Annotated in this window: 10 protein-coding genes; 4 read left to right on the top strand and 6 right to left on the bottom strand. The window is 57.4% G+C overall.

What is annotated here, in order from left to right; all coding sequences use genetic code 11:
• Positions 1-87 precede the first annotated feature (87 nt).
• A complete protein-coding gene (locus Q1K07_RS16070; protein WP_300313058.1) occupies positions 88-537 on the bottom strand; it encodes an Rrf2 family transcriptional regulator in 450 nt (149 codons plus the stop codon).
• Between the two features lie 386 nt (positions 538-923).
• On the opposite strand from Q1K07_RS16070, the gene hemN reads away from it, so the two are divergent.
• From hemN to Q1K07_RS16050, 4 genes are all read left to right on the top strand, one after another.
• A complete protein-coding gene (gene hemN, locus Q1K07_RS16065) occupies positions 924-2,309 on the top strand; it encodes an oxygen-independent coproporphyrinogen III oxidase (protein WP_300313055.1) in 1,386 nt (461 codons plus the stop codon).
• Between the two features lie 275 nt (positions 2,310-2,584).
• Positions 2,585-4,696, top strand: a complete 2,112-nt coding sequence (locus Q1K07_RS16060) for an adenosylcobalamin-dependent ribonucleoside-diphosphate reductase (protein WP_300313052.1) — start codon at positions 2,585-2,587, stop codon at positions 4,694-4,696.
• Positions 4,697-4,753: 57 nt separating this feature from the next.
• Positions 4,754-5,569 carry a ribonucleoside-diphosphate reductase gene (locus Q1K07_RS16055; protein WP_300313050.1) on the top strand — a complete coding sequence of 272 codons (816 nt, stop codon included), beginning with the start codon at positions 4,754-4,756 and terminating at the stop codon, positions 5,567-5,569.
• 136 nt (positions 5,570-5,705) lie between these two features.
• The gene (locus tag Q1K07_RS16050) at positions 5,706-7,499 is read left to right on the top strand and encodes a DUF4153 domain-containing protein (protein WP_300313047.1); all 1,794 of its coding nucleotides are present in this window, start codon (positions 5,706-5,708) and stop codon (positions 7,497-7,499) included.
• Positions 7,500-7,570: 71 nt separating this feature from the next.
• Here Q1K07_RS16050 and Q1K07_RS16045 read toward each other — a convergent pair whose 3' ends face one another.
• From Q1K07_RS16045 to Q1K07_RS16025, 5 genes are all read right to left on the bottom strand, one after another.
• Positions 7,571-8,074 (bottom strand): hypothetical protein, encoded by a 504-nt coding sequence (locus Q1K07_RS16045; protein ID WP_300313044.1) that lies wholly within the window; start codon positions 8,072-8,074, stop codon positions 7,571-7,573.
• Positions 8,075-8,082: 8 nt separating this feature from the next.
• On the bottom strand, positions 8,083-9,645 hold the full coding sequence (locus Q1K07_RS16040) for a sodium/proline symporter (RefSeq protein ID WP_300313041.1): 1,563 nt from the start codon (positions 9,643-9,645) through the stop codon (positions 8,083-8,085).
• 101 nt (positions 9,646-9,746) lie between these two features.
• Positions 9,747-9,878, bottom strand: a complete 132-nt coding sequence (locus Q1K07_RS16035; protein ID WP_300313039.1) for a hypothetical protein — start codon at positions 9,876-9,878, stop codon at positions 9,747-9,749.
• An 80-nt stretch (positions 9,879-9,958) separates the two neighbouring features.
• Positions 9,959-11,449 carry a CoA-acylating methylmalonate-semialdehyde dehydrogenase gene (locus tag Q1K07_RS16030; protein WP_300313036.1) on the bottom strand — a complete coding sequence of 497 codons (1,491 nt, stop codon included), beginning with the start codon at positions 11,447-11,449 and terminating at the stop codon, positions 9,959-9,961.
• A gap of 119 nt (positions 11,450-11,568) precedes the next feature.
• Complete coding sequence (locus Q1K07_RS16025; RefSeq protein ID WP_300313033.1) at positions 11,569-12,921, bottom strand: aminotransferase class III-fold pyridoxal phosphate-dependent enzyme; 1,353 nt, start codon at positions 12,919-12,921, stop codon at positions 11,569-11,571.
• Between the last annotated feature and the right edge of the window lie 29 nt (positions 12,922-12,950).

The following is a 12,950-nucleotide window of genomic DNA, read 5'->3' as shown; positions in this document are numbered from 1 at the left end:
CTAAATCAGCTGCGGCGAGGCTAGCATGCTCTGCAAGGGCTGTCGTCCATCAGGGAGGTTTTCTCCCTACAGGGAGTGCCCCCTAGGCTATTCGACGTGGATGTTGATCAGTTTCATTTCACGCAGGCGTGTGCGGCACTCCGGAACCATGAGGTCGGCCAGTGTATAGTTGTCCAGGGACTTCAGAAAAGCCTGCAAGGCTTCATTGGCAATACTGTTGAAGCGACATGCGGACGATAGATGACAGTTATCCTCATCGACACTGCATTCCACCAGCGCCAGGCTATGTTCGGTATCCTGTATCAGGGCACCCAGGCGAATGGATTCTGGCGTTCGTTTGAGAGAAAGGCCTCCGTGTTTACCTCGAATGGCGCAGACATATCCCAGACGGCTAAGTTCCTGTACCACCTTCATAAGATGGTTGCGTGATACTGAAAATCGCGCTGCAATTTCTGCGATGGTAGTACGCTCATCTCCAGCATCAGCCAGATACATGAGGACACGCAATGAGTAATCAGTGAAACGAGTGAGGTGCATCGTTAGTATCTCGGTACCGTAAAGGCAACGTAGTAGAAAATTAACAAGACAATGTGGATGAATCTGACTCTAGCATTGCCCGCTCTGGGAGGAAGAGCAGATAGCGCAAGTTGGCACAGAGTATGGCGAGAAAGAGAAAGGCAATGCCTGATCTGAGTCAGTGCGTATGCCAAGTATCCATCTTTGAGGCCGGCAACGAATTAATAAGTGCCGTATTATTGATGCAGGTCATATTCTGGTTATGTGCATGGCACGAATCGCCTGCATCAATGGCACAATGAGCATCCAGACGAAGCCTCGCTGCAGCCCAGATTCTGCCGGAGGCATGGTGATCAGGATATTGCCCTGAAAGAGGTAGCTGCCACACGGGGCGAGGAGAATCTTTGATGTCTGCTGACGTTATTCCCTTCCAGCGACACCTGGCTGAAAAATATGACCGTCCCGGCCCTCGTTATACTTCCTATCCTACCGCTCCTCATTTTCAAGATGCCTATGATGCCCATGATTACCGGCGGGCAGTGAGCAAAAGTCATGAGCATCCTGCACGGCCATTATCGGTTTATATTCATGTGCCGTTCTGTGACAGTCTTTGCTATTACTGCGCCTGCTCCAAGATCATTACTCACAACCGAGAAAGAGCATCAGAATATCTGGATTATCTGAAGCGTGAAATTATACTTCAGGCTGCATTGTTTGATGAAAATCGTGAGCTTTTGCAGCTGCATTTTGGTGGTGGAACGCCAACTTTTCTTTCTAATGAACAGCTTGCCGAACTAGTGAGTGCCTTGTCCTCATCGTTCCATTTTTCGGCTCCGGAAAAGCGTGAATTTTCTCTTGAGATTGATCCGAGAACGGTCAACACCGAACAGATCAGTCAACTGCGTGAACTAGGTTTCAACCGCGTGAGCTTCGGAGTGCAGGATTTCGATGAGCGAGTGCAACGAGCCGTCAATCGAGTGCAGAGTGAGGCCCAGGTTGCGGCCTTGATGGCATCTGCTCGAGAGGCTGGGTTTGCCTCTGTGTCGGTGGATCTGATTTATGGTCTTCCGCTGCAGACCATCGATAGTTTCGCTACTACATTAGAAAAGGTTATCGCATTGAGGCCGGATCGTATTGCAGCCTACAGCTATGCTCATCTTCCAGCCTTGTTCAAGGCTCAGCGCCTGATTCGCAACGAGGACATGCCCCCTCCTGAACGAAAGTTAGAGCTGTTGGAATTGACCATTTCCAGACTGACCCACGCAGGATATGTCTATATCGGCATGGACCATTTCGCCCTGCCCGAGGATGAGTTGAGCCTGGCCCGGCAGGATGGCACCCTGCAACGCAATTTCCAGGGATATTCGACCCGAGCCGAGTGCGACATGATTGGTCTGGGCGTGACGGCTATCGGCCGGGTGGCGGACACCTATAGCCAGAACGTCAAGACCACTGCTGAGTACATGAAGTGCCTGGATGCCGGTGAGCTGCCTGTATTGTGTGGCTATGTACTTAGCGCTGAGGATCATCTGCGTGCTGATGTGATCACTGCAGTGATGTGTCATGGACAAGTGGACTTCAGTGCAATCGAAGAGCGCCATGGCATTGTATTCCGGGAACATTTTGCGGCGGCTCTGGAAGCGCTGGAAGAAATGCAGGACGACGGTCTGATCACCATTGAGGCTCAGTACTTGCGTGTACTGCCGAGCGGGCGTTTGATGTTGCGCAATGTTGCCATGGCCTTCGATGCTTATCTGGGAGAGGGGGCCGGGAGATATTCCCGCACGGTCTGATCCCTGTTGTCCCTGTGGGTGAATCCGGGCTGCGGCATGACAGGATGTCGCAGTTCTGAGCAGGTCATGGCGTGTCCCTGAGTGCTGGCCCTGGCAGTTGCTGGGCTGGCGCTTTTTTGGATATCTTCTCCTAAATATACTTCATATTGTATTTTCTCTTCACTTTTCTACTATATATGGTGCTGGTGAGTGGTCTGCGTTAGTATGCGCAGCCCTCGCGCGGACATCTGTTTCGCTATACGTTTACATGCCGAGATCCATCGGAGAGGATACGAATGACGACATCTTCCAAGGTCGCTGCGTTGTCGCAGGAGGTACCTATGCAGGGCCCTTCTTATGACATATGGGATGCCAAGTACCGGCTGAAGGACCGCCACGGCCACCCCGTCGACGCCGATCTTGGCGCGACCTGGGAACGTGTTGCCAAAGCGCTTGCTGCCGTGGAAGGCGACCAGGCCGAATACTGGCTGCCCAAGTTCCGTTGGGCCTTGGAGCATGGCGCGGTACCTGCGGGTCGGATCATGTCCAATGCGGGGGCTGAAGGCTATAAGCCGGCAGTCAGCCTGATCAACTGCACCGTATCTCGCACCATTCATGACTCCATGCAGGATATTCTCGGCAGCGTGGTGGATGCCGGAATGACGCTGAAAGCGGGGTGTGGCATTGGTTACGAGTTTTCCACACTGCGCCATAAAGGGGCCTTTGTGTTTGGCGCCGGTGCCGGCACCAATGGTCCGTTGGCGTTCATGGATATCTTCGACAAGATGTGTTTCACCGTCGCTTCTGCGGGTGGTCGTCGTGGCGCTCAGATGGGCACCTTCGATGTTGGCCATCCCGATGTACGTGATTTCATCGAGGCCAAGCGTGAGGCTGGGCGTCTGCGCCAATTCAACCTCAGCCTGTTGATCACCGATGAATTCATGGAAGCGGTGAAGAATGATGCTGACTGGCCGCTGGCCTTCCCGCTGCATGGTGGTGAAAAGGGGGATGTGGACGACGGCGAGCTGATCTATCGCGACTGGCCGGTCATCGAAGACGGTTACACCGTGGATGCTGAAGGCCGTGTGGCCTGTCGTGTGGTCGAGGTGATCAAGGCGCGAGAGCTGTGGGATACCATCATGCGCTCCACTTACGACTACGCAGAACCGGGTTTCATTCTGATCGACCAGGTCAACCGGATGAACAACAACTGGTTCTGCGAGTCGATCCGAGCCACCAACCCTTGCGGTGAGCAGCCATTACCACCGGAAGGAGCCTGTCTGCTGGGGTCCGTGAACCTGACCCGTTTCGTTGTTGATCCTTTCGGCAAGAAGCCGCGTTTTGACTGGGATACTTACCGCGAAGTAGTGGCTATCTTCACCCGCATGCTCGATAACGTCGTGGAGATCAGTGGCCTGCCGCTGGAAGGCCAGCGCCGCGAAATTGAAGCCAAGCGCCGGCATGGCATGGGCTTCCTGGGACTGGGTTCCACCTTGACCATGCTCAAGATGCCCTATGGCTCGCCTGAATCCCTGGCCTTTACTGAAGAAGTCAGCCGGGTCTTGGCAGTGGAAGGCTGGAAGCAAGCCTTGCTGCTGTCCAAGGAAAAGGGTATGGCGCCGATTCTCGAACAAGAATTCGAGCTGACCCCGAAGATGCTGCGTGAGCGTCCGGAGCTGGCGCGTGATGGGTATGAAGTGGGTGACAAGGTTCCGGGGCGTATTCTGCATGCTCGTTACAGCCGCTATATGCAGAAGGTTGCCGAAGTCGAGCCGGAACTGGTCGTCGAGCTGGCCGAGCATGGTGCACGTTTCACGCATCATTCTTCCATTGCCCCCACCGGCACCATCAGCCTGTCGTTGGGCAATAACGCGTCCAATGGTATCGAGCCATCTTTCTCGCATCGTTACTTCCGCAATGTGATCCAGGCGGGCAAGAAGACCAAGGAGCAGGTGGAAGTGGTGTCTTTTGAGCTGGCGGCCTATCGCCATTTCATCAGTTCCGATGCAGTGGAGAGTGATCTGCCTGATTATTTCGTGACGGCCGATGCGGTCACGCCAAAGCAGCATGTGGCGATACAGGCTGCCGCTCAGGCATGGGTCGACTCGGCGATTTCCAAGACGGTCAATGTACCTACCGAATTTCCCTTCGAGGCATTCAAGGACCTGTATCTGGATGCCTATCAGAGTCGCCTCAAGGGGTGCACGACCTTCCGCTTCAATCCGGAAGCTTTCCAGGGTGTGCTGGTGCGTGAGGATGATCTCAAGAACACCACCTACGTATTCGAGCTGGAAAATGGTGAGACAGTGGAACTGAAAGGTGACGAAAAGGTGGTCTACGACGGCGAAGAGCATACTGCCGCCAACCTTTATGACGCCTTGAAGGAGGGGACGTATGGCAAGTGGTAAGTGTGACGATATGTCGGCGTCCCTGTTGAATCATCTGTTACCTGGAGGAGCCCGCTGATGGCTGTCGAAATCAACTCGAAGATCGTGGGCTACCGGGTCAAGGCGGAGAAGGAAACACCTCCTCCGGCACCGTTGCCTGAAGAAAATCCGCTGACGCTGCGGATTGCTTCGCGCCCTGAAGGCACTCTGGAAGCGGTATCCGAGAAAATCTCATACGTGGGTGCAGAAGGACGGAAGAAGGTCTACCTGCTGGTGTCCTTCATGCCGGTGGAAGGTGTACTCAATGGCCAGCGTGTGATCATTGAGCGGCCGGTGGAGTTTTTCTTCCCTTCCGGTCAGTTGTCCAGTGAGCACCAGTGGATCACTGCCACCATGCGTAGCCTGTCCTTGGCTGCCCGCGGCGGATACGTCACTCAAGCGGTGGCGGATCTGCGCAAGGTCGCATGGGATAAAGGGCTGGTGCGCTGCGGGATGAATCGTTGGGGCAAGCCCATGTTCCACGACTCCGAAGTGGCCGCCATTGCCTGGTCGATACAGCAGATTCTCTATCGTCGCGGTTTCCTCGACCAGGATGGTCATCAGGTCCCGGTAGAAGAGCTGGTCAGCCGCTATGCCAGGCGCCAGGCCTCCGGCCATGGCTGGTTTCCGGCCGAAGTCGAGGATGAAGAAATAGCGCAGGCTGGTGCTTTCGAACCTATCGATGGCAAGGCTCAGGCAGGCAGCCAGGGCCAGGATGGCTCCCAGGGCAAAGAGCATTCACAAGGCGATGGTCCCGCGGTGGTCGGCCATTGTCCTGAATGTCGCGGTGAGTTGATCATGATGGACGGTTGTCCGACCTGTTATGCAGGTTGTGGCTGGTCCAAGTGTGGTTGAGCGCTAGCGCGACAGGCTGCCGTTGATGCTGCAACCCCCAGCCCTGCCTCAGGTCGCTGGGGGTTGTGCTTTCTAGGGCCACATGGCCCAGGTGTGCAATGATTCGTCATGTCTGATACATAGGAGTGCTCCAAGGATGGACCACAAGCCCAGCCTGACACCGACTCTCATCCTGATAGCCCTGTTCCAGGGATTGGCGCTACTGGCGTTGCATCAATCGCTGGAACTCGAGGTCTGGCCTGCCGTTTCTCCTGGGTGGCTGATTGCCCTGTACAGCATGGTGATCTTCGGCCCGGAAGTGCTGCTGCTGACGTATACCCGTGAACAGACGACAAGCGTTGTATTGTGGACGTGCCTGTACACGGGGGTGATAGGAGCGCTCGGCTATTACACTGGCACCCAGCAGCATGTGGATCGTCTTGATCTGGTTCCGGGCTTGGGCATGACACTGGCCATCGCCACCTTCAAGGTGGTCCTGTACATTCAACAAGTGAGCCGCGGTGGTTCGCTGGAATATCGCATTCTGTTCCGCGACTCCTGGCGTACGGCCTTGACCGTGACACTGGCGCTGCTGTTCTCGTTGTGCGTCAGTGCCTTGCTGTTGTTGTGGGCCGAGCTGTTTGCGGCTATCAATATCGACTTTTTCCAGGATCTGTTTTCCAGCCACTGGTTCCTCTATCCGGTTCTGTCCGTGGCCCATGGCCTGGGAATCGCTCTGCTGCGTCGCCAGTCGAACCTGTTCGATACCATCGTGGGGATTCTGCACATCCTGGCCAGGATCATCCTTGTTATCCTGTGCTTGGTCAGTGTGTTGTTTCTGGCTGCACTGGCTTTCACCGGGCTGGGGCCGCTCTGGGCGTCGGGCGGCAGTTTCCTGGTGCTGTGGCTGCTGGCCTTGATGCTGTTCTTCACCAATGTCGTGTATCAGGCCGACCCCGAGCGCCGTGATTACCCACTTTGGCTACATCGTGCCATCTATGTCTCGATCGCTTTGCTGCCCATCTACAGTGCCATCAGTGGCTATGGCCTGTGGCTACGCGTTGCCCAGTATGGCTGGACAGTAGAGCGTTGCTGGGCGTTTCTGATCTGGGCGCTGCTCTCGCTATTCTGCATTGGCTACTGCCTGAACATGCTGCGCCGGCGCGATGCTTGGATGCACGGTGTGGGAAGGATAAACATTGCCCTCGGCCTGGTTGTCATGCTGAGCATGTTGCTGGTCAATTCTCCGCTGGTGGACTTCCGCAAGATCTCCCTGGCTAGCCAGTTGTCCCGCCTGGACCGCGGCAAGGTCGATGTCGAGGAATTCGATTACGCTTATCTGCGCTACCATCTGGCGATCCCCGGTGACCAGGCCCTGCATGCATTGCGTGAACGTTATGCTGACAGCCATCCCCGGGTAGCCTTGCGCATAGACCGCCTGCTGGGGGCTGCCTCCGACGATGATGGTGATGCTTCCGACCTGCAGGGCAAGGCACTTGCCAGCTTTGGTCTGGAGAGAGAAGGATTGCCCGAGGGGCTGTGGGAGGCGTTGAGTCGAGATCTGGCAGATGAACTTGATCAGGGATACACCACCGCAGCCCAGTTGTTGCCCGTGGACCTGAATGGTGACGGTGAAACTGACTATCTGCTGGTGCTGCATCACTCGTCTTTTGTCGAGGCGCGTCTGTTCTATCGCAAATCAGGGCATCTCAAATCAGGGCATCTCGAATCAGAGCACGGAAAAACCGAGCCTCGGGAAGCAGAACAGTGGTGGTCGCTAGACATGACCATCGATGGCTCGCAGCAGGAAGGGGATGACCGTCCTGCTCTGTCGGAGAACATTCCTTCGAGCGAGCTGGTGCCGGTCTTGCCACGCTGGCGCGAATTGCAGATTGGCAAGGCGAGGCTTAGCGTCCGGCCAGACAGCAGGCGTCCGCTGGACGGCCAGTGAGAGCTCAGGTCTTGGTTTAACTGGCCCCACATCAGCCGGTCCTACACCACATGATCCTACATCACACGATCCTACATCACATAGTAACCGCCGTTGATGGCATCGATCAGCAAGTCGAGTTCACCATGTTGGCCATGCCGGGCATGGATACGCCATAGTGGCTTGCGGATGTTCTGGGTGCGAGCCAGTTCCAGCTCTGCTGCACTCCGACGCTTGAGCCGGTGGCGACGCACCTGCATGACATGCTGACGCGCCTTGCGTTCAAGCGGTGACGTTTCCAGTTCTGGCACTGGCAGGGTGGCCGAGGCCAGAGGGTCGCCAAATTCGACACCTTCCAGTGTCGTGCTGACTCCCTGACAGCGATCCACCAGGCAGCTCATCAGTTCCTGGCGCCGGGTTCCCCAGCGCCGGGATTCCCAGCGATACAGGAACAGCAGATAGGGAAAGCCGACAGGTTCGATATCGAGAATGCGCAGGCCTGGATCGATCATCGCCAATCGGCGTTCAAGGCCCTCCAAAGGAAGCCTGGCCTTGAGCCAGGCTTCCTCGCTAGCGGTATCGTTAGATGGTTTCATGACATGCTTCATGCCTGGCGCCCGTGGGTCTTGAGCGTCATGGCTTCGTGGGCCAGTTCGAAGCTCTGCTGTGATGCCAGGGAGCGTGGCAGCGGACGTAATTCAGCCGTCTCTTCCATGGCGTGCAAGATATGCTCCGGTACGGGATGGCTGGCCTGGGTCAACAGACTGCCGATCACCATGGCCAGGCTCGACATCACCACACCGACCAGCATGGGGTGCAGCTCTGTCACGCTATCCAGCGCCAGGTACTGCCAGAAAAATGCGACCACGCTGCCAACAATCATCGAGGCCAGCGCCCCTGGCGTATTGGCCTTGCGCCACCAGACGGCAGCGACATAGGCCGGCAGGAAGGCGCTGCCCAGCACCGAGGTAGTGAATACCACGATGGAAAACACCGCAGGAGGCTCGAAGATGGCTACGATACCGCACACCACTCCCAACACCAGAACGATGAGCTGGGATACCCGTACCATCTGACGCTCACCCATGTCTGGGTTGATAAAACGCTCATAGATGTCTCGGGCGGCGATGCTGCCGGTCTGTAGCAGGATGGAGTCCGCCGTGGACATGATGGCCGCCATGATCGCTGCCATCACGATACCGACGGCTGCTGCAGGCAGCAGATTCTGGGCGAGGGAGAAGATGGCCTGCTCGGGGTCATCCAGGTCAGGCAGGACCAGAATGGCCAGGGTGCCGAGAATATAAGGTGCGCTGACGAAGATCAGGTTCCACAAGGTGGCATAGACACCGGCGCGACGGGCATGAAAAGGGTTGCGCATGGCCATGTGTCGGGTGACGACGTGGGGCCAGCCCATGTAACCGATCGAGAAGATCAGAAAGGCGCCGAGCACCATGCCCCACTGGCCTTCGAAGGCGAGATCCTTGCCCCAGACACTGAGCAGGGTGGGATCCAGAGCGGCAATGGCTTCATTGGCGGCTGTCAGGCCTCCCACTTCCTGCAGGGTGGCAGCAAGAATCCAGACGATGCCGATGATCATCACGAAACTCTGCAGCAGATCTGTGTAGGCCACGGCACCGTAGCCACCCATCAGGGTGTAGGCAAGGATGACGGCCACGGCGATGCTCAGCGCTACCTCGTAGGGCAAGCCTGTGACCAGCTCCAGGCCTTTGCCGCCGGCAATGAACTGTGCCAGCACGTAAGCTCCCAGCAGAAAGACGGACAGAGTCGCGGCAATCAGCCTAACCCATTTGCTGGGATAGCGTTTCTCGAGATACTCGATGGAGGTCAGTGCGCCCATGATCTGGGACAGCTTGCGCATCCTGCGGCCAAGCACCGAGAGGTTGACCACGCCACCACCAATATCACCCGCGGCATACCAGAAACCGTAATAGCCCTGGGTATAGCCGAGAGAACCGGCACCCAGAAACATGTAGCCACTCATCGAGGTGGACTGCATGGTCATGGCAGTGACCAATGGACCGACGTTGCGCCCGCTGAGGTAGTAGCCTTCCATGCTGCTGGAACCTCCCCTACGCATGGAAATGACGCCCACCGCCAGCATGGCGATGAAGTACAGGGCAAGAAAAAGCAGGACGGTAGTGTTCACTTCTGTCTCCTTCCTGGAGCATTGTTGTTATTACTCAGTCGACATGTTTCAGGCGTTATTGCTCGTTGCTGAATGGCTCGTTGCTGAGGCATGGACGCGTTTCAGTGTTCACTTTCCGAGCGTTTGAGCCCTGGCCAGCCACGCGTCACCCAAAGGAAACCCAAGGTATAGAGAACCCAGAACAGGGGAACGCCGACGACTAGCCAGGTTGTGGAGGAGGGGAGTCCGAACATGTTTTGCTCCTTGTGATTATCATGTGTCCGGTATGGCATCGGCCCCGCAGAGCGAGGCCGATATGGATCATGGATACTGATCAGGATGGGAAGGAGAACTCCGCCTGGCTGGTCTCAAAGCTAGAGGGCCAGCGCTGGGAGATGGCCTTGCGCCGGGTATAGAAGCGTACCGCATCGGGCCCATAGGCGTGCAGGTCACCGAATAGTGAGCGTTTCCATCCGCCGAAGCTGTGATAAGCCACGGGAACGGGCAGCGGCACGTTGATGCCGACCATGCCGACTTCAATGGCATCGGCAAAGCGGCGGGCCGCCTCGCCATCGCGAGTGAACAGGCAAGTGCCGTTGCCGTATTCGTGGGCGTTGGTCAGGGCGATGGCTTCATCGAGGCTGTCCACTCGCACGATGCACAGCACCGGACCAAAGATTTCTTCACGGTAGATACGCATCTCCGGGGTGACCTTGTCGAACAGGCACCCACCGACGAAGTAGCCATCTTCGTGATCGGGAACGACCAGTCCGCGACCATCGGCGACCAGTTCTGCACCTTCCTGAAGACCGTACTCGATATAGCCCAGCACCTTGTCGCGATGTTCGGCAGTGACCAGGGCGCCCATGTCGAGCCCTTTCTCAGTACCCGGGCCGATCTTGAGGGCGGCGATTTTCGGCTGCATGGCTTCGATCAGCCGTTCGGCCGTTCCGTCTCCCACACACACCGCGACAGAGATCGCCATGCAACGCTCGCCGGCACTGCCATAGGCGGCACCCATCAGTGTGTTGGCGGCATTCTCGATGTCGGCATCGGGCAGTACCACCGCATGGTTCTTGGCACCACCCAAGGCTTGAACACGTTTGCCAGATGCTGCGCCACGGGTATAGATGGCTTCAGCGATGGGGGTGGAACCGACAAAAGACACCGCCTTGACTTCGGGGGCATCGAGCAGGGCTTCCACGCACTCACGACCGCCATGGACCACGCTGATCACCCCTCTGGGCAGGCCCGCTTCTTCCAGCAGTTCTGCTACGGCCATGGCGGCCGAGGGGTCTTTTTCCGAAGGCTTGAGAATGAAGGTATTACCGCAGGCAATCGCCATGGGATACATCCACAGCGGCACCATGGCCGGGAAGTTGAAGGGAGTGATCCCCGCTACCACGCCAAGCGGCTGGAAATTGGACCAGGCATCAATGGAGGGGCCTACATTATGCGAATACTCACCCTTGATCAGCTCTGGGACGCCGCAGGCATATTCGACATTCTCGATCCCCCGGCGCAGTTCGCCCATAGCGTCTTCCAGGGTCTTGCCGTGTTCCTCGCTGATCAGCTGAACCAGGCGTTCAGCATCGCGCTCGAGCAATGCCTTGAAACGGTACATGACCTGGGCGCGCTTGGCCGGAGGAGTGTCACGCCAGGCAGGAAACGCTGCTTGAGCCGCCTCAATGGCAAGTTCCACCGTATGGCTGTCTCCGTCGGCCACCTGGCGAATGGTGGTGCCGTCAGCAGGGTTGGTGACAGGTAGCGTGCGCTCGGAGGTGATGTGTTCGCCGTTGATCCAGTGGGTAATCGTGTTTTGCATGAAGAGTCCGCTTGCGTTCTTGTGAGTGTGGCGTGAGCCTGTGGATAACTCTGTGAATCACCGGTATAAGAGCTGTCCACAGGCTGTCGATTTGCAGTGAATAGACGAGATACTTTCTATCAGTTCAGGCTGTCGAGGACACCGGCCACGGCATCGAACAGCCGCTCCAGTTCTGCCTCGGTGGTCGAGAAAGGAGGGCCGAACTGCAGCGTATCGCCGCCGTAGCGTACGTAGAAGCCTGCTTCCCACAAGGCCAGGTGGGCGTCCCGTGGACGGATGCTCGGGTCGCCATGGCGCGGGGCAAGCTGAATGGCGCCAGCCAGGCCGAAGTTACGAATATCGACCACATGCGAGCGTCCCTTGAGGGCATGAAGCTTGTCTTCGAACACTGGAGCGATGGCGCGCACCTGCGCGGGAAAATCCTCACGCTCGAGCAGGTCGAGAGCCGCCAGGCCTGCGGCACAGGCTACTGGATGGCCACTGTAGGTGTAGCCGTGGGTGAATTCGATGGCATGCTGCGGGCCACCTGCATGCATGAAAGTATCGTAGATCTCCGTGGAAGCAATGACCGCCCCCATGGGAACGGCGCCATTGGTCAGCTGCTTGGCGATGGTTATGAGATCCGGGGTGACGCCAAGCGCCGCAGACCCCGTGTTGGCACCACAACGGCCAAAGGCGGTGATGACCTCGTCGAAGATCAACAGGATGTCATGGGCATCGCAGATGGCGCGTAAGCGTTCCAGATAGCCCTTGGGCGGCACGATGACACCGGCCGAACCGGACATGGGCTCGACGATCACGGCGGCGATGGTCGAGGCATCGTGCAGGGCAATCTGCTCCAGCAAGGCATCGGCCAGTTCGGCTCCCGTATCGGCCTGGCCGCGGGTGAAGGTCAACTGAGACTGCAAGGTATGTGGCAGGTGGCTGGCATCGAGCAGTTGGCCATAGTGCTTGCGGTTGCCACCGATGCCTCCCAGGCTGGTGCCGCCGATATTGACCCCGTGATAGCCCTTGGCCCGACCGATCAGGCGGGTCTTTTCCGGATGTCCCTTGAGCCGCCAGTAAGCCTTGGCCATTTTCAGTGCAGTATCAGCAGACTCCGAGCCTGAGTCAGTGAAGAACACATGATCCAGCCCCTTGGGTGTGAGGCTGGCAACCTTCTCGGCTAGCTTGAACGCCAGCGGGTGAGAGACCTGGAAGCTGGGGGCAAAGTCCAGGCTGCCCAGTTGCTGGGCAACGGCCTTCTGGATCTCTTCGCGGTTGTGGCCTGCACCACAGGTCCACAGACCAGAGAGCGAGTCGAACAGGCGACGACCCTGATCGTCGATCAGGTAGCGGCCTTCGGCCCCCGCGATCAGGCGTGGATGCTCGCGGAAGTCACGGTTGGAGCTGAAAGGCATCCAGTAATGCGAGTTGAGCGCGTTGTCATCGCGGGGCGAGGTCTGCGCAGTAGGTGCATCGAAGGCCTGCATGGCGGTTCTCCTGGGTGCGGATATCGATT

This window comes from Halomonas sp. (assembly GCF_029263665.1).
Classification (GTDB): domain Bacteria; phylum Pseudomonadota; class Gammaproteobacteria; order Pseudomonadales; family Halomonadaceae; genus Halomonas.
Note: the sequence above shows the minus strand (reverse complement) of the source record. Positions and strands in the feature narration are given on the sequence as shown.